This is a genomic window from Halopseudomonas sp., assembly GCF_036961105.1.
GTDB lineage: Bacteria > Pseudomonadota > Gammaproteobacteria > Pseudomonadales > Pseudomonadaceae > Halopseudomonas.
In genome coordinates, this window is sequence record NZ_JBALWW010000001.1 from 15,687 (window position 1) to 38,281 (window position 22,595).

The 22,595-nt window shown below is 59.3% G+C and carries 20 protein-coding genes; 13 read left to right on the top strand and 7 right to left on the bottom strand.

What is annotated here, in order from left to right; translation table 11 throughout:
- Both lysA and lptM read right to left on the bottom strand, forming a co-directional pair.
- On the bottom strand, window positions 1-1,254 hold the full coding sequence (gene lysA, locus V7756_RS00090; protein ID WP_335608127.1) for a diaminopimelate decarboxylase: 1,254 nt from the start codon (window positions 1,252-1,254) through the stop codon (window positions 1-3).
- Between the two features lie 7 nt (window positions 1,255-1,261).
- Window positions 1,262-1,408 (bottom strand): LPS translocon maturation chaperone LptM, encoded by a 147-nt coding sequence (lptM, locus tag V7756_RS00095; protein ID WP_335608128.1) that lies wholly within the window; start codon window positions 1,406-1,408, stop codon window positions 1,262-1,264.
- Window positions 1,409-1,535: 127 nt separating this feature from the next.
- Between lptM and cyaY the strand changes: the two genes are divergently transcribed.
- From cyaY to V7756_RS00150, 11 genes are all read left to right on the top strand, one after another.
- Window positions 1,536-1,880, top strand: coding sequence for an iron donor protein CyaY (cyaY, locus tag V7756_RS00100; RefSeq protein ID WP_335608129.1), 345 nt, complete (start codon window positions 1,536-1,538; stop codon window positions 1,878-1,880).
- Window positions 1,877-2,071, top strand: a complete 195-nt coding sequence (locus tag V7756_RS00105) for a DUF1289 domain-containing protein (protein ID WP_335608130.1) — start codon at window positions 1,877-1,879, stop codon at window positions 2,069-2,071. The genes cyaY and V7756_RS00105 overlap by 4 nt, the downstream gene beginning before the upstream one ends.
- A 336-nt stretch (window positions 2,072-2,407) precedes the next feature.
- Window positions 2,408-2,926, top strand: a complete 519-nt coding sequence (locus V7756_RS00110) for an Hcp family type VI secretion system effector (protein ID WP_092282965.1) — start codon at window positions 2,408-2,410, stop codon at window positions 2,924-2,926.
- 119 nt (window positions 2,927-3,045) lie between these two features.
- Complete coding sequence (tssI, locus tag V7756_RS00115) at window positions 3,046-5,112, top strand: type VI secretion system Vgr family protein (RefSeq protein WP_335608131.1); 2,067 nt, start codon at window positions 3,046-3,048, stop codon at window positions 5,110-5,112.
- Window positions 5,112-5,984 carry a DUF4123 domain-containing protein gene (locus V7756_RS00120; protein WP_335608132.1) on the top strand — a complete coding sequence of 291 codons (873 nt, stop codon included), beginning with the start codon at window positions 5,112-5,114 and terminating at the stop codon, window positions 5,982-5,984. Before tssI ends, V7756_RS00120 begins: the two co-directional genes overlap by 1 nt.
- A complete protein-coding gene (locus tag V7756_RS00125) occupies window positions 5,981-9,526 on the top strand; it encodes a T6SS effector BTH_I2691 family protein (protein ID WP_335608133.1) in 3,546 nt (1,181 codons plus the stop codon). Before V7756_RS00120 ends, V7756_RS00125 begins: the two co-directional genes overlap by 4 nt.
- Window position 9,527: 1 nt before the next feature.
- A complete protein-coding gene (locus tag V7756_RS00130; RefSeq protein ID WP_335608134.1) occupies window positions 9,528-10,265 on the top strand; it encodes a hypothetical protein in 738 nt (245 codons plus the stop codon).
- A 151-nt stretch (window positions 10,266-10,416) separates the two neighbouring features.
- Window positions 10,417-10,722, top strand: a complete 306-nt coding sequence (locus V7756_RS00135) for a hypothetical protein (protein WP_335608135.1) — start codon at window positions 10,417-10,419, stop codon at window positions 10,720-10,722.
- A 1-nt stretch (window position 10,723) separates the two neighbouring features.
- Window positions 10,724-11,473 (top strand): hypothetical protein, encoded by a 750-nt coding sequence (locus tag V7756_RS00140; protein WP_335608136.1) that lies wholly within the window; start codon window positions 10,724-10,726, stop codon window positions 11,471-11,473.
- A 40-nt stretch (window positions 11,474-11,513) separates the two neighbouring features.
- Complete coding sequence (locus V7756_RS00145) at window positions 11,514-11,933, top strand: hypothetical protein (RefSeq protein ID WP_335608137.1); 420 nt, start codon at window positions 11,514-11,516, stop codon at window positions 11,931-11,933.
- Window position 11,934: 1 nt separating this feature from the next.
- Complete coding sequence (locus V7756_RS00150; protein ID WP_335608138.1) at window positions 11,935-12,681, top strand: hypothetical protein; 747 nt, start codon at window positions 11,935-11,937, stop codon at window positions 12,679-12,681.
- Between the two features lie 169 nt (window positions 12,682-12,850).
- On the opposite strand, the gene V7756_RS00155 is transcribed toward V7756_RS00150, so the two are convergent.
- Window positions 12,851-15,691: a class I adenylate cyclase gene (locus V7756_RS00155; protein ID WP_335608139.1), complete on the bottom strand. Its 2,841-nt coding sequence runs from the start codon at window positions 15,689-15,691 to the stop codon at window positions 12,851-12,853.
- 11 nt (window positions 15,692-15,702) lie between these two features.
- The gene (locus tag V7756_RS00160) at window positions 15,703-15,945 is read right to left on the bottom strand and encodes a TIGR02647 family protein (protein ID WP_335608140.1); all 243 of its coding nucleotides are present in this window, start codon (window positions 15,943-15,945) and stop codon (window positions 15,703-15,705) included.
- 180 nt (window positions 15,946-16,125) lie between these two features.
- Here V7756_RS00160 and V7756_RS00165 point away from each other — a divergent pair, with 180 nt between their 5' ends.
- Both V7756_RS00165 and V7756_RS00170 read left to right on the top strand, forming a co-directional pair.
- On the top strand, window positions 16,126-16,785 hold the full coding sequence (locus tag V7756_RS00165) for a glutathione S-transferase family protein (protein WP_335608141.1): 660 nt from the start codon (window positions 16,126-16,128) through the stop codon (window positions 16,783-16,785).
- Between the two features lie 118 nt (window positions 16,786-16,903).
- Window positions 16,904-17,908: an adenosine deaminase gene (locus V7756_RS00170; RefSeq protein ID WP_335608142.1), complete on the top strand. Its 1,005-nt coding sequence runs from the start codon at window positions 16,904-16,906 to the stop codon at window positions 17,906-17,908.
- A 710-nt stretch (window positions 17,909-18,618) separates the two neighbouring features.
- On the opposite strand, the gene V7756_RS00175 is transcribed toward V7756_RS00170, so the two are convergent.
- The 3 genes from V7756_RS00175 to V7756_RS00185 all read right to left on the bottom strand — a co-directional run bounded on the left by V7756_RS00175 (window position 18,619) and on the right by V7756_RS00185 (window position 22,527).
- Window positions 18,619-20,526, bottom strand: a complete 1,908-nt coding sequence (locus V7756_RS00175) for a beta-ketoacyl synthase (RefSeq protein WP_335608143.1) — start codon at window positions 20,524-20,526, stop codon at window positions 18,619-18,621.
- A 213-nt stretch (window positions 20,527-20,739) separates the two neighbouring features.
- The gene (locus V7756_RS00180) at window positions 20,740-21,624 is read right to left on the bottom strand and encodes an alpha/beta hydrolase family esterase (RefSeq protein ID WP_335608144.1); all 885 of its coding nucleotides are present in this window, start codon (window positions 21,622-21,624) and stop codon (window positions 20,740-20,742) included.
- Between the two features lie 150 nt (window positions 21,625-21,774).
- A complete protein-coding gene (locus V7756_RS00185; protein ID WP_335608145.1) occupies window positions 21,775-22,527 on the bottom strand; it encodes a substrate-binding periplasmic protein in 753 nt (250 codons plus the stop codon).
- Between the last annotated feature and the right edge of the window lie 68 nt (window positions 22,528-22,595).

Here is a 22,595-nt window from a genome sequence, read left to right on the forward strand (position 1 = left end):
TCAGTCCTCGGGCAGCAGGCGCTCGCCGGCCAGCAGTTCGGCTACGGTCTCACGACGGCGTGCCAGGTGGGTCTGCTCACCGTCGACCAACACCTCGGCGGCGCGCGGGCGGGTGTTGTAATTGGAGCTCATGACAAAACCATAGGCGCCGGCAGAACGCACGGCCAACAGGTCGCCTTCGGCCAGTGCCAGCTCGCGATCCTTGCCCAGAAAGTCGCCGGTCTCGCACACCGGGCCGACGATATCCCAGGCTTGCGCCGGCACATCGCTACGCGGCTTGACCGCATCAATGCCCATCCAGGCGTTGTACAGGGCCGGGCGAATCAGGTCGTTCATGGCGCCGTCGATGATGGCAAAGTTCTTGTGTTCGGTCGGCTTGAGCAGGTTGACGCGGGTCAGCATCACGCCGGCATTGGCAACGATGGAACGGCCCGGCTCAAACAGCAGCGTCAGATCACGACCGGCCAGCGCTTCGCGCACCTTGGCCAGGTAAGCACCGGGGCTGGGCGGGGTCTCGTCGCGGTAGGTCACACCCAGGCCACCACCCAGATCCAGATGACGAATCTCGATGCCTTCCTCGGCCAGGCCATCGATCAGTTGCAGCAGGCGCTGCAGCGCATCGATAAAGGGGGTGTCATCGGTCAGCTGCGAGCCGATGTGGCAATCCACGCCGCAGATATCGATGTGGCTCAGCTCGGCTGCGCGGCGATAGACTTGAGGCGCACGGGCGATATCGATGCCGAACTTGTTTTCCTTCAGCCCGGTAGAAATGTAGGGGTGCGTCTTGGCATCCACATCGGGGTTTACCCGCAACGAGATGGGCGCGTTGACGCCCAGCTCAGCGGCCACCTGCTGCAGCCGTTCCAGCTCGGCGGCAGACTCCACATTGAAGCAGTGAATGCCGACTTCGAGCGCGCGGCGCATCTCGGCGGCGGTTTTGCCCAGGCCAGAGAAGACGATGCGGGAGGGCTCGCCACCGGCGGCCAGCACACGCTCCAGCTCACCGCCGGAGACAATGTCAAAGCCCGCACCCTGGCGAGCCAGCAGGTTCAGCACGGCCAGATTGGAGTTGGCTTTTACGGCAAAGCACACCAGATGCGGCACACCCTCAAGGGCAGAATCCCACGCCTGGTAGGCCTGCTCGATAGCGCTGCGCGAGTAAACGAAGCAGGGGGTGTCGTACTCGGCGGCAATCGCAGACAATGCGACACCTTCGGCGTAAAGCTCGCCGTGGCGGTAATCAAACGCGGTCATGGGTGCATCACTTCTCGGTCGGTTCCTGGATCAGTTCTTCCTGCGCCGGCGTCGGCGGCTGGCCTGAAGTGTCGTCAGGCAGGTAAAGAGGGCCCTTCTGGCCGCAGCCAGCGAGCACCAGCAAACCGAATAGAAGTGCGCTGATATGCTTCATGTTGGAATCCTTACAGGTAGAATATCCGGCAGTATACCCAGCCGCCCGGCTCGGTGCATCAGCAGCCGCTCGGCGGGCGCATGTCTACACTGCGCGAGTTGATGCCTAACCAATAAGAGAGAAGCCCATGCAGGATATGAGTGAAGCGGAATTTCATCAGCAGGTAGATCGGATACAGGACCTGATCGAGCATGCGGTTGATGGCTGCGATCTTGATCTGGATATGGAACACATTGAAGGCTCGCTGGTGTTGATACTGGCCGATGGCACGCGCCTGGTCATCGGGCGGCAGCCCGCTTCGCGTGAACTCTGGCTGGCCACGCCGGGTTCCACGCAACACTTTGGTTACCAGGCTGAAGCGGGTTGGCAGCACGACAGCGGCGAAGGCTCGCTGGCCGAGGTTTTGTCCGAGGTGCTCGAGGATCTGACCGGTGATGAGATCGAGCTTGAGCTGGACGAGAACGCCGAGTGACAGCGCGCGGCAGCCAAGCTTCACCCTGTGTACGCCGTTGCTGCCTCGATGGTGACCAGTGCCTTGGCTGTGGCCGCATGATGAGTGAAATACTCGAATGGGCCAACGCCTCGGACGCGCGCCAGTGCGAGATTATCGCTGCAGCGGGCGAGCGTTTGCAGCAGCGTGAGCAGCGGCGTGCTGGGCTCTGAGGCTTTGCGGTGGATGTGAATTTCGCTATGCGCTGATCGCGGCGTGAGCTGCCGCAGCTGGCAAATTGTTGCGCAGCCTTTGCCATTATTCCGTTGTTGTATTCCCCTGCAGCCCAGCCAATCCGGGCCTCACAGCACAGTGCGCAAAAACCTGCACAGCAGTGCGCAACAATCTGCGCAACTTTCTGTGATCGATGTCACACAAGCCGGTTTTGGCCTCTCTCCCTATTTTCTAACTCACTGATTCGACAGGCTTTTGCTTTCTTGGCACAGCTCTTGGTTGTTATTGGCCAACCGGATCCTCCGGCAACCCTATTTCAAGCAAGGAGAGCAGCAATGCCAACACCCGCGTATCTGACCATCGAAGGCACCAAGCAGGGCCTGATCACCGCCGGTACTTTTACCGAAGACTCCGTCGGCAACATCTTCCAGGAAGGCCACGAAGACCAGGTGCTGGTGCAGGGCTACAACCACCAGGTGATCATCCCGCGTGACCCGCAGTCCGGTCAGCCCACCGGCCAGCGCGTGCACAAGCCGCTGATGATCACCAAGGTGTTCGACAAGTCCTCACCGCTGATCTTCAACGCCCTCACCTCCGGCGAGCGCCTGAGCAAGTGCCGCCTGGAGTGGTACCGCACCTCCGCCACCGGCACCCAGGAGCACTACTTCACCATCGAGCTGCACGACGCCATCATCGTCGACGTGCAGTCGCAGATGCCCAACTGCCAGGACCCGAACATGGCGCACTTCACCCACCTCGAAGACGTCTACTTCACCTACCGCAAGATCGTCTGGACCCACGAAGTCTCAGGAACCTCCGGTTCTGATGACTGGCGCACACCCATCGCCGCCTAAGGTCTTTACAATGCCAGGCCACCGATTGACTTGAGAGTCAGTCGGTGGCTTTTGGCGTTCAAGCGTCTCGCCGATCCGGTAGCCGGATCGCTGAACGAACTCGGTAAAAAGGACAAAGGATGTTCTCCCCAGCCAATGAAGCGGCCTTCAGCCTGCACATCGACGGCGCCGCCCACGACTTCAAGGTGTTGGCCTTCACCGGCAGCGAGGCCCTCAACCGGCCGTTTGCCTTTGAACTGGAGCTGGTCAGCGAGCAGCCGGATATCGATCTGGCCTCCTTGCTGCACCACACCGCTTTTCTGGACATGGGCCAGGGAGCTGGCATCCACGGCTTTATCGACCGCCTCGCCCAGGGCGAAGCCGGCAAACGCCTCACCCGTTACCACCTCTGCCTGCGCCCCCAGCTCAGCTACCTGACGCATCGCACCAATCAACGCATCTTTCAGCACCTACCGGTCCAAGAGATCATCAGCCGCCTGCTGCAAGAGCACGGCATTCAGGGCGACGCCTACCGTTTTCAATTAAACGCCACCTACCCTGAACGCGACTACTGCACCCAGTACGACGAAACCGACCTGCAGTTTATCCAGCGCCTGTGCGAAGAAGAAGGCATTCACTACCACTTCGAGCACAGCGAAGCCGGTCACATCATCGTCTTCGGCGACGACCAGACCAGCTTCCCGCAGCTACAACAGATCGGCTACAGCCAGGGCACCGGCCTGGTTGCCGACCAACCGGTGGTCAAACGCTTCGGCCTGCGGGTAGAAACCCGCCCCAGCCGCGTTACTCGCCGTGATTACGACTTCGAGAAACCACGCCTCTTGATGGAGGCCGCCTACAAAGGCGAAGCAACCGAAGAAGAACAAAACGAACCCCAACCCGATCTGGAAGACTACGACTACCCCGGCCGCTTCACCGACCGCGAGCGCGGCAAACAACTCAGCCAGATCACCCTCGAACGCCACCGCGCCGACCAGCAACTGGGTGACGGAAGCAGCGACCAACCGCAACTGCGCAGCGGCCACTTCATGCCGCTCACCGGCCACCCCAGAGGCGACTGGAACGACCTCTGGCTGCTGACCGAAATCCAGCACGAAGGCAAACAGCCACAAGTACTCGAAGAAGGCGTCACCAGCGACACCAACAAAGCAGACGGCTTCACCCAGGGCTACCGCAACCACTTCAAGGCCACGCCCTGGCAAGTCATCTGGCGCCCGCAGCTAAACCACAACAAACCCAAGGTCCTCGGCAGCCAAAGCGCGGTGGTCACCGGCCCTCAGGGTGAAGAAATCCACTGCGACCAGTACGGCCGCATCAAGGTGCAGTTCCACTGGGACCGCGAAGGTCAAGCCGATGACAAAACCAGCTGCTGGCTGCGCATCGCCTCCAGCTGGGCCGGCGACCGCTACGGCGGCATCGCCATCCCCAGAGTGGGCATGGAAGTACTCATCACCTTCCTCGAAGGCGACCCCGACCAACCTCTGGTCACCGGCTGCCTGTACCACAAGGAACACGAAGTCCCATACCCGCTGCCGGCACACAAAACCCGCAGCGTATTCAAAACCCTTAGTAGCCCCGGAGGCGACGGCTACAACGAACTGCGCATTGAGGACAAAAAGGGTGAAGAACAGATCTACCTGCACGCGCAGAAGGACTGGGACGAAAACATCGAGAACGATCAGACCATCCGCGTGGGCAACGAACGCCACGACACGGTCGAAGCCAACAGCTACAGCGAGTTCAAGGCCGAAGAGCACCACACCACCCACGCGGACCGCAAGACCGAGATCAAAACCAACGACCACCTCACCGTGGGCAGCAGCCAGCACGTCAAACTCGGCGACAGCCAGCTGGTAAAAGCGGGCAGCGAAATCCACCTCTCCAGCGGCATGAAAGTCGTGCTTGAAGCCGGCATGGAAATCACCTTCAAAGTCGGCGGCAGCTTCGTCAAACTCGACCCCAGCGGTGTAACCCTGGTCGGGCCAAGTGTGAAGATCAACTCGGGTGGAGGGCCGGGGCGTGGGAGTGGAGCGGCGCCGTTGTTGCCGAGGGCTGTGGCGGCGGTGGATGTGAGTGAACAAGGCGCATTACTTATTCCGGCACAGCGCCAGGCCCTGCTGCGTGCAGCGCCACGCTGTGAAATTTGCGAACAGCCTCCGCTGGCTGACGGTAAGGCGGTTTTTTGATGAACGAGCCAGTAACCTACCTGCTATTTGATGGTGTGCTGCAAGCCAATCTGCTGCCATGGTTATATCAACAAGACGAAGCGCTGGATATTTCGCCTATATACATGGGCACTCGATGGGCTGAGCTGAGCGAGATCGGGCCTGTGCTGGTACAGCCAAGCCCTAACAGCGCACTGCTTGCCGATTGTGAGCAGCGTGCCGAGTTGCGGACCTCCTGCGCGCTACTAACAAGCACTCAGCCCAGCCCCGCAATCATGCATCACCTTCAAAACTTCATTACTGTGACTGATACTTTGGGCAGTCACAGTCTGCTGCGTTTTGCTGATCCGCTGGTTTTGCAATACTGGCTGGCTAGCTATGATCAAAAGACCCTAGGTCAGCTACTGGGGCCCATAGATCAATGGAGTGTGGCCGTGCATCAGCCGCGTTGGGCTCAGACTGATGAGGTCGCTTGGCAGCGCTTTAGCTCGCCAGTAATCCGTAGGGCCGAACCAGCAATCCCACTCAATCATCTGGGTGATCGTCAGGTGAGCGCCTTGGAGCAAGCCTACGAGCAACGTTTTCATGAGCGACTGGATAGCTGGATCGAAGGCACCTATCCCGCATTCAGGGCCACCCGACTCGCAGGGTGGAGTCATTGGCTGGAAGATCAGCTGCGCGCCGCGCGCGAATGGGGCCTGACCACCGAGCGCAGTATCACTATATGGATTACGGGTTGCATACGCCTCGGTGATGATGCGTTCAACGCTACCGATAGCCCGTACAGCGAATGGCTGGCCACTAACCCCTCTGCCAACAGCCGCCATCCCGATAGCCGCATTCAGGCGTTTGATCAGGCCTGTTTGTCACGTCAGCAAAAGGACCTTGTATGACTGCTTCATCCAACCAGCCAGACCTCGACCAGGCGCGTCGAAACCAGCTCTTTGAAGACAGGCCCGCTACTGGAAGCGCCCAGTGCCCGCTCAAAGCGCTGGAAGTCGCCATTTTTCCGGTGCGTTATGCGATAGATGAATCGGCACCCAAGGGTTCTTCGCAGGGGCCTAACCCTTTACCCGCAGGCTTTGAGGCGGGGCATCTGCCAGTGCTTGAGAGCCGTAGCTACACCTTGCGTCAGATACGCGATGGCTGGCTTTATGTATGGGACGAAACCGACACCACGTTCCACGAATACATTGTCCAAGGGCATTTGTTTACCCGGGTAATCTGGCATGAAGCTGACCGAGGCAAGGACGATCGCTCCACGGAGGGGGAAACGCTACCTTACCTGCTCTACCCACGCCGCAGCACACTCCATATTGCTTATTCTCCAGTGCGGTGGACGTGGCGTCTTTGTGAACGAATGCGCAGCAGCCCCCGCCAGCAATTGAAATGGATGCGCGAGCTTGATCTTACAGGCTACTGTGCCACTTATCAGGCACCGCATGGCGCAGAGCTGCGCAGGCTGGCAGAGTGTGTCGCCGATATCAGCCCTGAAGGTGTCGCTCCGGCGTTCACCACTACCTTGATACCTGCCGAAGGCGAGTCCGTTGACGCAGACGATAGCGCCATGCAGATCAAACCGGGTATCAGTGATGCGCAGGTATTGGGCGCCGTGCCGGATCAGGACACGGCGCTGTTTATAGCCTTGGATGATCCGCTGGGCGTCATCGATGATCTGAACATGCAACTCAACGGTCGCCTTGGTGATATCGCTCTGTTTGAGGAGGAGCATCGCCAGCAGCTGCAAAGCGCCATGGCCGTGCACCAGGCCTGCGGTGTCAACCTGGACGACATCATGCCTGCCGCCATCAAGGATAATGTGCAGCAACGGCTGGCCTTTACTGCCGATGCCCAGCGCTTCATGTCCAGCCATGCCAGAGTGCACGACCCGGCCTTCGGAGGGATCGCAGAGGGCGCGGGGTCGCTGCATAGCCATCAAGCCAACGTCGATACGATGCGTAATAAATGGCAGGTGCAGTCCAATCATCCGGCCTGGGATCGACTGTCAGAAGAATGGCAGGCCAAGGATACCTGGCGCCACGATGTGCGCTTTGATGAAGTCTGTGCGTTTCTGCATGAGCGCGCCGATGAGTTGAAGCGCCTGCGCACCCATGTGCAAGCCAGCGAGGCAGACCTCATATATTGGCTTGATCAGCTCAACCCTGACGCGGATGAGCTGTTTTACGACACCTGCAACGTCAAGCAAAGTACTGCGCTACTGAGCTGGGCTGATGGCATCGCCCAAAGCCTGGGTGGCTGCGGCAGCGAAGAGGCCGATACGCCAGCACAAGACAGCGGCATTCTGTACCTGGCCCGGGTTGAGTTTCAGGGTCAAACCTGGCTGTACCGGCAGATGGCCGAACAGAACAGCTTGATTGGTCTGGCGCTGTTCAATTTCAATCGGGAGTTGGCGCAGGCCCTGGAGTTGATCGCCTTCAACTACAGCAGCACCGGCACCATAGATGGCCTTGGGCAACAGCCAGATAACAGTGGGCAGGTGAACACTGGCAGCGGGTTCTGGCTCAACACGCTAAAGGGGGTCGGCAGCGTCCAGGACCTGCTGAGCCTGGAGTCGGTCCGCAGCAGTAAAATCTATCAATCGCTGTCGGACGTGGCCCGGCTAAGTTTTGATGCGCTGCTTGAGGCCTCCGCCGAGCAAGCGCAGGGGGCATGGAGCCGCCTCTCGGCACTCTTCTTGCCCGCTTTGGCTGGCCATCAAGCCGCGCACAATAGTGCAACTGCCGCGCGCGTTTTGAGCTTTACCCTCGCGCAGCTGTGGACCACCCCAGAAGTTGCCCGCCATGCCAGCGTACAACTCAATCCAGATTTTACGCAGGAGCAGCAGAAATGGAATCTGCAACAACAGGCCCTGCTCAATCGCCAGCGCGGCCTGCAAAACGCTTTGAGCAGGCCAAGTGCCTGGTATGACAAAAAATCAGCCAATAATCAGCTCACCGGCCTGAATGCTGAATGGGACGCTCACACGAATAACAGACCCCAGCATCTGCGTATCACCGTCAATGGCCAGCCCCATTTCGATGGCCTGAACACGCAATACCTTAAGGAGCTGATGTCCACCGCCGGGCAGGCCGAAGCCATAGCTCAGCAGCAGCTCAAGCTCAGCAACCCAGTAGCCCACGCCGCGCGTGCCAAGGCCTGGATAGACCTCAACCTGGGCGGCACATTGCCGCTAGCGCTGGCTGGCCTGGGCCTGTGGAACCTGATGGTAACCACCCACGCCGTGCATTACGACGGCCACCTGAGCAGCATTGAAAAGAACCAACTCCTCACCTCTCTGGCGTCCTCCGGTTCACTGCTGATGGCGTTGATGGTCATGCCCATGTGGGCGCGCGTGGGGAATATGACGGGGGTTATAGACGGTGAAACATTCAAGCTAACAAAAGCGGGAGCGCGAGAGTGGCTGAAAGAAGGTCAGCTCGGCCACGCCAAACTCGCCCAACGCCTGATCGCCCGAACTGCCGGTATGGCAGCATTAAGCGTTATCGCCTCTGTTAGCGAGATTGTGCAGATAAACGAACAAATGAAGAAGGCGACGAGTTCAGAGCAGGCAGGAGCAATGCGGGTTCAGCAGCTATCATTAGTCGCAATGGGGGTTGCCGGCGCTTTTCAGCTTGGAGGAAGCCTATCTGGCCTGCAGTTTTCCTTCGCCTGGGTCATGGGCGGTTGGATGGTCGGGTTTTTGGCCATCGCGGGTTTGGTCTATCTTGTCGCCAGCATTGTCGTCAGCCTCTATTATCGCGAGGGCCTGCGGCTTTGGTTATACCAGTGCTACTGGGGTAAGGCCGCCACTGTGGCCGACTCCGAGGCTGCGCACAAAAAGAGTCTCTGGCAGTTGGCGCAAATCTGTCTTACTCCTGGCGTCACCGTGCGCGCCACCGGCAATCCCTATACGCCCACACTGAACGGTGCCTGGTTGCACTTCAGTCTGCCAGCCCAGCTGGCGGGCCAGCATTGTGAAATAAAGGCCGTTTTCGTGCGCAAGACCGGTGGCGTTATGGCTTCGCGCACACCTATCGCTTTGGATGCCAGAGCCCGTGAGCGCCTGGCGGGGGGCTACTGGAGCCAGGCAATCGAGGCTGAGCCGCTGCTGCAGATGCCCCCGCCTAGCCGAAATGACCAATTGCCGGGTGATGCCAGCTATCCTGCTCAGGCCAGCCACTACCATTGGCGTACTTGGATATCGGTCAGCGGCGCGTCCTATGTGGAGTTGGAAATTACCTATGCGGACGTGTTGGACCCCGATACCCAGGTACCTGCGAGTTACACCTTCAGAGCCAGCCTGCCAGGCGCGCCGAGAAATGCTGAACTGATCAGTAACCCCCTGAGCGGCGAACCCATCGACGGTGAGCTGCTGTCGCGCTCGAGCGCACCAGCGCAACGCATTACCTTGCCTGTTCCGACCACGGAGTCCTGAAATGTTTGCACGCAAACCCCTGACCCTACCGCCGCAGCTGCAATGGCAGTATCAGGATGAGCCCGCGCTGGCCGAGTGGTCGCTGAAGGCACGGCCTTATAATACGGATATTGCAAATGGGCTTTTTGTAATATTTGTAATTATTTCTGCCGCTGCAGCCTACTGGCATAGAATGTTAAACGGCTTCCCTTTTATAGTTGATATCTTGCTTTTTTGCGTTTTTATAAGTCTTGCTTTAAGCATGACCCACCAAAAAACCAAGTTCGCCTACCGCCTGACGGCCTCAGGTCTGGAGTTCTGTGAGTGGAAAGCTTTCCCTGAGTGGCTGCCCACCCTGCTGAAGTGGCTGGCCGTGATCACTGGGGTGGTGATGCTGATGCTGGTGATGGTGCACCCGGCAGCCTTGATTGGAGCGATAGCAGGGCCGGGGCTGATCGGGCTGATGTATTTGCGCATGGGCACATCCAGCCAGTTTCGGGAGATGCATGAAACCTACCGCCACAAGGTCCAGTCCTGGAGTGACTTTACCATGGTAACGGCGTTCCGGCGACGTTCGATTATTGGGTTGGACTTTACCTACTTCAACCCCCAAGCCGATGAGGGTAAAGGGCGTATGATAAAGCGGGAACGCCTACTCTACTGCCGCCGATCCCACTACAACGAGCTGGTCAAGATCATCCGCGCCCAGTTGCCAGAGAACACGCCCTACGAAGAGGCCTATATCCAGATTTATGCCTGAGCGCGGTGGTTATCCTTGGTAGGCCTTATTTGTACGCAAGACAGATGGCTTTATAGCCTCGCGTAGCCCTATCGCGTTGGCTGGCGAAGCGACTGAACGCTTGGCGGGGGGGTACTGGAGTGAGGCAGTCGAGGCTGAGCCGCTGCCACCCATGCCCCCGCTCGGCCAGAACGACACACTGCCGGGAGATGTGCGTTATTCTGCCCAGGCAAGCCACTACCACTGGCGAACCTGGATACCGGTTGGCGGTGCATCTTGTGTCGAACTCGAGCTAACCTATCCGCATTTGCTGGACCCTGAGACCGAAGCTCCAGCACGCTATACCTTCAGAGCCAGCCTGTTACCGGCCGCAAGGCAAGCCGAGCTGTTTGGTAGCCCCATCGATGGTGAACTGTTGTCGCGCTCAAACGCCCCCGCGCAGCGCATTACTTTGCCTGTTCCCACTACAGAGTCCTGAGATGTTTAAACAGAATCCACTGACCCTGCCGCCGCAGTTGCAATGGCAGTACCAGGATGAACCGGCGCTGGCGGAGTGGTCATTAAAGGCAAGGCCTTACAACACGGATATTGCCAATGGGATTTTTGTTGCTTTATTTTTGGTTGTAACGCCATTTGCTGCTTGGCTTGGATTCGACACCGCCAATACATTGTTATGGCAAGTCGTGCTGACAGTTTTTTTGTGGGCTCTATTCTTATCAGTTGTTATCAGCATGACCCACCAAAAAACCAAATTCGCCTATCGCCTGACGGCTTCCGGTCTGGAGTTCTGTGAGTGGAAAGCTTTCCCTGAGTGGCTGCCCACCTTGCTGAAGTGGCTGGCCGTGATCACCGGGGTGGTGATGCTGATGCTGGTCATGGTGCACCCGGCGGCATTGATCGGAGCGATAGCGGGGCCGGGGCTGATCGGGCTGATGTATCTGCGCATGGGCACCTCAAGTCAGTTTCGGAAGATGCATGAACAGTTTCATCAAGGTTTCCACTGTTGGAATGACTTCAAAAAAATGACCGTGTTTCGGCGTCGCTCAATTATTGGATTGGATTTCGAGTGGTACAACCCTGAGGCAGATGGCGGAAAAGGCCGAATGATCCCATGGGAGGAAATTTTGTACTGCCGCAGATCCCACTACAACGAGCTGATCAAAATCATCCGCGCCCAGTTGCCGGATTCCACGCCGTATGAAGAGGCCTATATCCAGATTTATGCCTGAGCGCGGCGGTAGGCCTTCCTAGGCATTTGTGAAGATCAGTGTGTCGTCGCGCACGCCCATCGAGCTGGGTGCCGAGGCCCGCAAACGCTTGGCGGGGGGCTACTGGAGCCAGGCAATCGAGGTTGATCCACTACCGAACATGCCCCCGCTTGGCCAAACTGACAAATTGCCGGGTGATGTCAGCTATCCTGCGCAGGCCAGTCATTATTACTGGCGCACCTGGGTAACGGTTAGCGGCGCTTCCTATCTCGAGCTGGAAATAACCTATCCGCAATTGTTGGAGCCCGATACCAAAGCTCCCGCACGTTACACTTTCAGAGCTAGCCTGCGACCCGCGCCTAGAAATGCTGAGCTGATCAGCAACCCCTTGCGCGATGAGCCCATTGACGGTGAGCTACTTTCGCGCTCAGGCGCACCAGCGCAACGTATTACCTTGCCTGTTTCGACCACGGAGTCCTGAGATGTTTACACGCAAACCCTTGGCCCTGCCGCCGCAGCTGCAATGGCAGTTTAAGGATGAGCCGGCGCTGGCCGAGTGGTCGCTAAAGGCGCGGCCTTACAATTCGGATATCGCGAATGGAATTTTCGCGGCTTTATTTTTTATAGTAATGCCATTTGCTGCTTGGCTTGGGTTCGACACGGCGAAGACATTGCTAAGCCAAGTCTTGCTTACAATTTTTTTGTGGGCTTTATTCTTGTCAGTCGTCCTCAGTATGACCCATCAAAAAACCAAGTTCGCCTATCGCCTGACAGCTTCCGGTCTGGAGTTCTGTGAGTGGAAGGCTTTCCCTGAGTGGCTGCCCACCCTGCTGAAGTGGCTGGCCGTGATCACCGGAGTGGTGATGCTGATGCTGGTGGTGGTACACCCGGCAGCATTGATCGGAGCGATAGCGGGGCCGGGGCTGATCGGGCTGATGTATTTGCGCATGGGCACCTCCAGTCAGTTTCGGAAAATGCATGAAAGCTATCATCACATAGTGCACTGTTGGGATGAGTTCAACAAAGTTACAGTATTTCGGCGGCGCTCTATCATTGGTTTAAGTTTCACTTATTACAATCCTCAAGCCGAAATTGAAGACAAGATGGTTCGCTCTACGCGCAAGATTTATTGCAGGAAAGCCCACTACAACGAGCTGATCAAAATAACCCGAGCCCAGCTGCCGGAGTCCACGCCCTATGAGGAAGCGTATATCCAGATTTACGCCTGAGGGTGGTAGTAGGCAGGCGGTATTTGTGCGCACAGCCAGTAGTGTTACAGCGTGGCGCAAGCCCATCGCGCTGAGTCCGGTGAAAACTTGGCGGCGCGGGTAACCACAGTGAGGCACTAAGGTATACCAGCTTCCAGCTTCCAGCTTGCTGCTTGATTCTCCCAAGCTTTTACCGCAAAGCCCCCATAGCCTCATTCAACGCCCCCTCCAACTGCTGCCGATAGCGCAAATACTGCGCCGTCTGCATGCGTTCGCCCGGGTCGATGGCGGAGAGGTCAAGGTCGGTGATGTAGCAGGGGTAGGCTTCCTGGCTTTGGCGTTGGCTGAGGATGTGTTTGGCTACTTCGGTGTACAGCCGTGGGCCGTGCTCCAGTTCGGAGAACTCGCGGTGGTCGCAGAAGATGGTGACGTTGAAGCTGCGCTTGCCGCCAGGCTCGGCGATGGCTTGCACCGGGTAAAAGTCAGGGCTTAGGCCGGCGCGTGGCAGGGGTTTGGCTTCCAGCCGCAGCGGGTTGCCGTCCTGGGCGGGGAGGATGGCGTAGAGCTGGATGTCGCCTTCCCATTGGCTGTGTTCCAGGCTTTCCTTGACCTGTCGGCGCAGGCGTATGCCATTCAGAAAGCGCAGTAGCGGCAGCAGCATGGTCTGCTCGTCGCGATAGCTCTGCTGATGGCTCCAGAGTGCGCCACGCTCATCCAGGAGGCTGATTTCCACCTGCCATTGCGGCTTGATGCGGTAGAACAGCTGGATGCGGCCGGGCTGGTCGTGCTGCAGTATCAGCGCCAGATCCTGCCCTTGCAGCGCGTAGGCGTCCAGCGCCAGTTTGCTGTGGCGAGCCCGGGAGCGGCCCAGGTGGCGCAGCAGGGCGTCGCGGTCGTCCAGTTCCAGCATGCTGATCTGTTCGTCTCTCCATTCCAGCACCCGGTAGCCATTTTGCACCTGCACCAGAAAGCGCTCGGGCGGGCTGGCGAGCAGATGCCGGGCGGCCTCGCGGAACAGGCCTTCTACCCGCTCGGCGATGGAGCTGGAGCGGTTGCGGCAGAAGCAGCGCACCTGCAGGTCCGGTAGGCGATTGTGTTCGCGGCCCTGGTTGAGGTAATCGCACAGCGCCTGCATGCAGGCTTCCTGGCCCTGGTAGTGGGTAACCAAGAGCTCGTTCCAGCTGTTCAGCGATATCTGGTCGATGCTGAGAATCAGATTGTCGCGCAGACCGGAATAGCCGAGTGCATCGGTGTGGCTGCTGATTAGGTGCAGGTTTTTCTGGCTGGCGCCCGGCAGGGGGTCCAGACCTATATTGACCAGCAGCAATACCTGGCAGGGTTCGCTGGCGCGCGACAGCGCGGTTTCGGTCAGGGCGGGCAGGGGTAGCGGAAATTGCTGCTGCAGGCTGAGTATCAGGTTGCTCAGCTCAAACTCGCTAAGAGCGCTGTCGCCCGGATACAGAGCAAAGCGTGTGGCATTATCGATCAGACCGTTGCGGTGCCCCCAGGCCAGCAGTTCCATCAACCGACGCGAGCGTTTGAGCGGTATATGGTCGGTGAGCTCGTGCGCTGTGAGGCTGCCCTGATAGAGGCTCCAGTAGGTCTGGCCTTCTTCGGCAGGCTCGGCCTGGGATAGGGTCAACAGGTCTTCGCTGAGGTCGGGGCTGATGCCGGGGTTGATGAATTCGATCTTGCCGGCCTTGCGCTCGAAGGCGGCGTAGAGCCTGCGCCCGAGCAATGACAAGTCGCGGCTGGTGACCTGGTTGATCACCCCTTGGCTGCGACCAAAGTGCGATAGCAGTCGGTAACTGTGGGTCAGCTCGTTGACCAGCTGCCGACGTTCAGTGCTGACTTCGCGAATACGCCACTGCTGGCGGCTGTCCATCTGCTGCAGCTGACGCGGCCCCCAGTGCCATTCGCGTACCAGCTTTTCCATCAGGTTGCGCTTCCAATCGAGGAGGCCGCTGCGCTTGCTCAGGCGCACGTTGGCCTTGATATACAGGCAGCGGCGCACCAGTTCCAGGCGCTCGGTTTCGTTGCGGCTAAGCAGGTAGCGCTCAATACGCCGGTAGAGCATGACGTAGGGATCGAGTTCGTCGGGGTCCAGCTGGCCATGGTAGACCGCTGCCTTGAACTCTAGACTGAGGCAACGTACCTGCGGATGCTCGCTGGAATAGACTTCAGTGAGCAGCAGCTTGAGCACCGATTTGTAGGGCGAATCTATGCCCTTGTACAGCTGCCACAGGCCAGCACCGACAAACTCGCCAGCCGGTATGCCGGCCACATGGCCGAGGTCGAGACTTTCGTGCTCGCGAATAAAGCGCTTGCTGAGCAGGCGCTCGGTGTAGCTGGCGTAGCCCTCTTCCTCGTAATCGGGCACCAGCCACCAGAGTGGGTAGCGCCCGCCGAGCAGGATGGCGGTACGGTAGAACTCGTCAAGCAGCAGGTAATGCTGGGTGCTGCCGCAATCTTCCACGCCGAGAGCGTTGTCGCGGTCGCCACGGCTGAAGCTGGCAGGGTTGACCAGATGAAAGTGGGCTTCACAGCCCTGGGTGGCTGCCCAGTCGGTAATCAGCTGACATTTGCTGGCCAGCTCTGCCAGCGCATGCGGCGGCAAGTCGGGTTGATGGCAGACCCAGATATCCAGGTCGCTTTGCTCGGATTGGGCGATGGTGCCGCCGCTGCCCATCAGATACAGCCCGAGTATCTGTGGCACAAAACCGGCGGGGTGGCGGCGGTACTGATAGCTGCGGGTCAGTGCCTGCGCGCTTTGCAACGCTGCGGTTTCGGCCTCGTAACCGGCCAGACCATAGGGTGTGGTGCGGGAAACGAAGCCGGGCAATAAATGATAATTGACGTCAAACAGCAGCGGTATCAGCTGCAGAACATTGTATTGGCGGGTGGGCAGGGCCTGTAGCACGCGACGCAGACGGGTCTGATTGAGGGCCACGAAGCGCTTGCGCAACGTGCTCAGCGCCTTGCGGTCAATGCCTTCATTGATCAGTGGATGAATTTCACCTGCCTGCGCCATTGACCGCTCCGTCAGGCCGGTTCGGCGCGCAGAATGGTCAGCAAGGCCTGGCTGTGTTCGGCGGCGTCCAGGCCCAGGCTGGTGAGGTAACCGCCATCCTGGCGGGTAATCAGCCCCTGCGTAAACAAACGCTCGGCCGCAGCTACCGTGGCGGCTTCGGCGTCGTGCTGGTGAATTTTCAGCCCTTCCTGTGAGTTGGCCAGGTTGAACTGGCAAAGCAGGTTGATTTCAGCGATTTCATCGGGTGTCAGCATCGGGGCGTTACCTCTTGTTGGAATGGCGTGCAGTCTGGAACCAGTAAAGCCGAGATCAGCCCAGGCTGCCGGTTGATCTCTTGCTGCCTATTCATTGTCATGATTGCGCTGGATATTCTGAGCAGGCAGCGTTACAAGAGTGCAGCATTTCACACCCGCAGGACAATGGAGAAAAACAAGATGATCAAACTTCATGGCTTTGCCGTCAGCAACTACTTCAACATGGTCAAGCTGGCGCTGCTGGAGAAGGGCGTCGATTTCGAGATGAATAACGTACACGGCAGCCAGGATGAGGCTTTTCTGGCGATCAGCCCGCGCGGCAAGGTGCCGGTGCTGGAAACCGACAAGGGCTTTCTCAACGAAACCAACGTGATTCTGGAATACATCGAGGAAACCCAGGGCGGCAAGGCGCTGCTACCCAACGACCCTTACGAGCGTGGCTATGTGCGGGCGCTGACCAAGGAGATCGAACTCTATATCGAGCTGCCAGCGCGTAGCTGCTATATGGAAGTCTTCTTCGGCGGCAAGGTGGACGAGGCGGTGAAAGACAAGGCCAAGGCCGATCTGCTCGCCGGTATTGCCACGCTCAAGCGTCACGCCAAGTTTTCTCCCTATGTGGCTGGCAGTGAGATGACCATCGCTGACCTGATGTTCCTGTTCAGCAGCGATCTGGCCTCTGCGGTCGCCGGCAAGCTGTTCGGCATTGACCTGCTGGCGGACCTGCCGCAAGCCAAGGCGCTGCTGGCCGAGCTGGCAAAAAATCCCCACGTGCAGCAGATCGAGGCCGACAAGAACGCCGAAATGGCGGCCTTTATCGCCGCTGCCAAGGCGCGTAAGTAAGTCGCTGAGCCGTGCAGGCGCCGCTCTGCGGCGGCGCTTGTGCCTGCTCCGCAATGGACGCGGAGGCCGCACTGGCCTATCGTCGGCGCTATAGCCTTTGCCGATGAGGAATCCGCCCATGAGCTTTCCCGATAACGACTTTTTACGCCAACTGCCCAAGGCCGAGCTGCACATGCACCTTGAGGGCAGCCTGGAACCTGAGCTGTTGTTTCAACTGGCCGAGCGCAATGGGGTGCAACTGCCGTACGCGAGCGTGGAAGCGCTGCGCGAGGCCTATCAGTTCAGCAATCTGCAGGACTTTCTCGATATCTACTATCAGGGCGCAGGTGTACTGCAGACTGAGCAGGATTTTTACGACCTGACCTGGGCTTACCTTGAACGCTGCGCCGCCGACGGTGTGGTGCACGTGGAGCCCTTTTTCGATCCGCAGACACACACCGAGCGGGGCGTGGCTATTGCGACCCAGTTCGCGGGGATCAGCGGTGCGCTGGCTGACGGGCAAGCGCAGCTGGGTATCAGCTCTCGGCTGATTCTGAGCTTTCTGCGCCACCTCAGCGAGGACGACGCCATCGCCACTCTGCAGGAGGCGCTGCCGCAGAGAGAACACTTTGTCGCCGTGGGGCTCGACAGCTCCGAGCAGGGTAATCCGCCCGAGGGGTTTGTGCGGGTGTATGAGATGGCGCGTGCCGAGGGGCTGCGCGCGGTCGCCCACGCCGGCGAAGAGGGCCCGGCCGATTACATCTGGCAGGCATTGGATCTGCTGCGCGTCGAGCGTATAGACCATGGGGTGCGCTGCGTCGAAGACCCTGTGCTGGTTGAGCGCCTGATTGCCGAGCAAACGCCGCTCACAGTCTGCCCGTTGTCCAATACCAAGCTGAAAGTCTTCGCCCGCATGGAGGATCACAACATTCTGCAGCTGCTGGAGCAGGGAGTGAAAGTCACCATCAACTCGGATGACCCCGCCTATTTTGGCGGTTACCTGCTGGCCAACTTCATGGCCGTGCGCGATGCGCTGAATATGACCCGCAAGCAGGCCATCGCGCTGGCGCGCAACAGCATTACGGCAAGTATGTTGTCGGACGATGAGCAGGCGGGTTGGTTGGCGAAGTTGGATGGACAATAGTCTCTGTAGGCTAGACCCATATCACATGAGGGGGCGCTGATTGCCTGGGTCGTTATAACGCTCTTTTTTCGCCTGACCGGCGAGTTACTTTTCTTTGTATGGCCATCGAGCCGTAACCAAAAGAAAGGTCGCGACCAGCTTGGGCCCCGACCAAGCAGGCCTTCGGCTCCCCTGCGTTACTCAGAGTTGAGCGCGCCTGCGGAACTCGTCGCTGCGCTCCTCAGACAGTCCTCGGCTCTCTCGCTCAACTCTTGCGTTACTCGGCAGCTTGGAAGGGGGCCAAGGGCATGAGATCGGTGTGGTTTTCGAGTTTGGTTGTTTTGGTCAAGACTTAAACACCAAAACCAACGTTTGCACGGCCCACCAGTTACCATCTGAGCGGGCGAGTAGCGCAGAGCTGCCGGGAAAAAGATGCTCGCGGTGTCTGAGGTGCGTAGCGCCGAGTTTGCGAGTATCCCCGGCAGCTTGAGCAACGCAGCGAACCCGCAGGGCCGCGCAGCTGGGTGCCCTGGGGGATTGCTAAGGGGGCATGGGCAAGCATGCCCCCTTGGCTCGCCTAGAGGCGAAAAGCAGATTCAGTCCAGACCGCGATGATCAAACCATGCCAGTCGAAGTATCCAACCTGTCGGCCATCTACGGTCTATTCGATACAGACACAAAAAAGCCCTAGCCGAAAGCGACCAGGGCTCCATTAGCGAAAATCAAAAACCTCAGTCCAGCATATCCTTGAATCTATCATCCTTACGGAACGTCAACTTCTTGCTGAACCCCGGAATACTGATGTGCGCATCACAAATCTCGATGCCCTGCTCATCAATCATCCCCTGGCCAAAGTTGTAGATGATATCCAACTGCCCCTTGAGGGCGCGTGCATCATAGGCGGCCGCGTTGGCGCGGGTCTGTTCGCGGCGGGCGCTGTAGTCGGCAAACGCCTCTTCGCCGTAGCGCTTGGCGAGCATGCGCTCGACCACGTTCGGCGCCAGCACCAGGGCGCTGGCGTTGTTGCCGCCAAAGCCCTTGGAGTTGATAAAGGCGACTTCCAGCGGCTTGCTCTGGCGGTCGATGTCGGTGGTGCTGAACTGCAGGTGCTGTTGGTGCACATCCTTGGCCACCGCATCAATGGTCTTGATGCCGGGGATGATCTGGTAGCGGAAGCTGCCCAGCGTTGCGACCAACTGGTCGGCGCTGGCGCTGGCCAAAGAGTGCCCGACGTACGCCTTGGCAGCCGCTATCGGCCAGTTGTTGATGCCAAAGGCTTCGGCCACACGGTCGAGAATCTCGGATTCGGTGGTGCGGTTGGCCGGGGTGCTGGAGCCATGGGCGTGCACAAAGCTGCGTTGTTGTACGGCTTCGGGGCCGACGATCTGCATGGCGGCATACACGGCCTTGGCCATGGTCAGGTAGTTGCCGGGGCCGGGCGCGGAGATGGACTTCTTGAAGCCGTCGGCATTGATGAACACATCCGGCACCGCGCCGTGAATATCGGCGCCCAGCTGCATCGCCAGCTCATCGTCCATCAGTACAAAAAACTGCCCGGACTCGGCCAGAGTAAAACCGCAGTTGTGGCTGAACGGGCGGCTGGCGCGGCGAAAGTCCACTTCGTCCTGACCGCCAATCTGGCGCAGGCCCTCTTCGGTCGCCAGTGCGCCCATGGCGCCGTAGCCTTCGATGCACTCCTGGGTAATGGGCGCCTCGCCATTGCCCACCAATACCACGCGCGCGCGGCCACTGGTGATCATGTCGCTGCCTTTTTGCAGATTGTACAGGAAGCTGGCGCAGGCGCCGGTGATGGCGCCGGTGGTGCCCACGCTGCCCAGAATATAGGCATTGATGAAGTCGGCCGGCATGCTGTTCAGGCCCAGTGCCAGCTGCTTGGCGCTGACCCGGCCGCCCTTGAGGCGCGACTGCATCAGGCCGCCGAAGCTGTTTTCGTCCAGCTGGCTCATGGCGCTGCTGGCGAACACCGCTACCTCATCGGGCTCGACCGCAGCGGCGATGGTCTGCCAGTCGATACCCACCGAACGCAGGGCATCGGTGGCGGCGACTATGGTCAGTTGCAGGCCGCGTGGATGAAAGCGCGACGCATAGAGTTCGCCCGGTTCCAGGCCGCTGGGCAACTGGCCCGCGGATTTCACGGCCAGGGCGCGGTAACTGTCGACCTTGATGTCGCAGCCGTCATAGACGGTCACCATCACCTCGGTGTCGTTCAGTGGTTCTACCGCCCAGTCGCTGGGCAGCGGCTCGGGGAGCTGCTTATTCAGGGTGATGAAGGAGAAGGGTTTGCCGGCTTCGCCGGTGATGGTGAGATTCTTCTGCCAGTGTGCCGCGTCCACATCGAGATAGCGCTTCTCGATGCGCCGCACCAGGGTGCCGTCGAGAATCTGCTGGCCAAAGCGGCGCTCGATGTCTTCCGCGCTTAGCGCCTGATCCTCGGCATCAAGATAGGTTTCGTTCTCGACCTTTACCAGCCTCATCAATACAGCCAGGCCCGCAAGGGTTTGCTGGCGCTCGGCGGGGGGCAGCGATTCGATCACCATGCGGCGGAAGCCGTGATGGAATGAGCTTCGCCCGGCGGCGTTGTAGCCCCCGAATCCGACTATGACAGGTAAACGCGACATCTTGCTGGCTCCTCACACGGTCCGTTCGGGGCTGACTTTTGTCTGCCCGGCCCAGGTCTGGGCTCTTCGCTCAGGCTGGACTGAATACGTAATTGGTTTGTTTGAACGTACAGGATGACGAGGAATGTAACTCGTTGGTCACGTTTAGACCAAGTTTGTTTGTGCAATCTTGCCAACTGGCGCTGCCTGCGGGCGCAGGCAGCGCCGAAGTGCTCAGGGCAGCTGATGAGCTTTGAGAAAGTCCCAGCTGGTCTCGGCATCCCACGCCGAATGGCCGCCAAAGCGCGCGGTACAGAGCACGTTCTCGGTGCCGTCCTCACAGCTGTTGCTGGCCGTGCAGTTGCGGCTCGGGCTGCTGGTGCCGGTGCTGCAGTTGTTCAGCGTGGCCCAGGTATTGAAGCTGCCCTGCGCGCCCTGGAAAGTGATCTGCTCCAGCGGATAGCCGGTAGGCGGAGTGGAAGGGCCGCCGCTGTAGGGCACAATCGGATCGAGCCGGCCCCGGTAGGCAAAGACCGAAACGGGCCGCGAGGGGGCGCAGTTCATTTCCTCGATCATGTCGAAGGCCGCAGGTGCGACGGCCGCCACCATGTCTGCTGCGCTGCAGGCCAGCTTGTAGGCCATGCCTCCACCATTGGAGTAGCCAGTAGCGTACACGCGCTTTTGATCCACGCAGCCGCGCGCTACCACATCGGCCACCATGGCCCGAGCGAAGGCAACATCGTCGACGCTACGCGATTCAGTACAGCAAGGGCCCAGATTCCAGGCGTTGTCGATGCCTTGCGGGTAGGCGACGAGAAAGCCCTCATCCTGCGCGACCTCGCGGGTACCTGAGTTGTCGCGCTGATACTCGGCGGAGGTCAGCAGGGCGTGAAAGTCGAGCAGCAGCGGGACCTGTGCACTGCCGTTGTAGGATGGGGGCGCGTACAGAATGAAGTCCCGCTGCTGACCATTCACGTTGACCGACAGTTCGTGTTCTCCGGCTTGCAGGCTCTGCCCGCTGCAGGCGGCCGGCGGATTGGTGGGCGGCTCGGGTGGCGCAGGGTTGGTGGCGAGCGCAAGGCTGGGTAAGAGCATCAACAGCAGTAGAAATCGTGGCACGGAAACCTCCTGAGAATGACGGAAAAGTGAACGTTTGTTCATCTTCTTCAGGCTGCGCTGCTGCTCGGGTATGCTCAAGGGAAAGCAAAGACAGGTGTGCGGCAATTCACATTTGCGGCAGAGGGGTCACTCGTTTGCGCCGCTACCGGTTTATTCGGACGGCAGGGTCAGCAAGTGCTGGAGTTCTCCGCTGAGCCGTTGTTTGCGTACTGCTTGGTCCAGCCGGACAAGCAGTTCGGGGTGGGGGTATTGGCGGGCCAGATAAAAGTACATAGCGATCTCGTCGATAGGATCTGCCGCCACGCTGTCGGGTGGCAGGGCCTTGAGGTGGCTTTGCAGTGGCTCGGCGTAGTCCAGCAGATAATCGGCGCGGCCATGCAGGAGCATCTGCAGTGCGGCCTCGTGGCTGTTGGCATGGACCTTTCGGGTGGGCGGCTGGTTTTGTGCCAGTGTCGCGTCGGCAGTGCCATAGCTGTATGCAGTAATGCAGATCACGCGCTTGCCGGCAAGGTCGCTCAGGTTGTGGATGGCGGGTGTGCCGGGTTTGCGATAGACATTCAAGGCCATGGATAGCAAGGCTTCACTACCCTGTCGGGCGAGACGGGAGAGGCCAGGGTTACTGCCCGAGGCAATGGTCAGGGCGGCCTGTCCCTTGATCAGGCGCAGCCCGACCCGATTTGGCGGCAGGTCTCTTACGTTGTAGGGCTGTTGCAGGTCGGCGAACAATCGCTCGATCAGATCGATCACCGGCCCCTTGGGCCGGCCATACTGATCGACCAGCAGGTAGGGGGGAACGCCAACAATGGCTATCTCGACCGGTGCCTCCTGCGCGTCCTGCGCATAAGTATGGCAGGGCAGCAGCAACGCCAGAAATAGGCAAACACGGCCCAGGAAAGACGGCATGGACAACTCCGGCGGGAACGGCCGCCAAAACTAGGGGTTGTTTCTGCTCCGGTCAAGCTTTGCGCTGA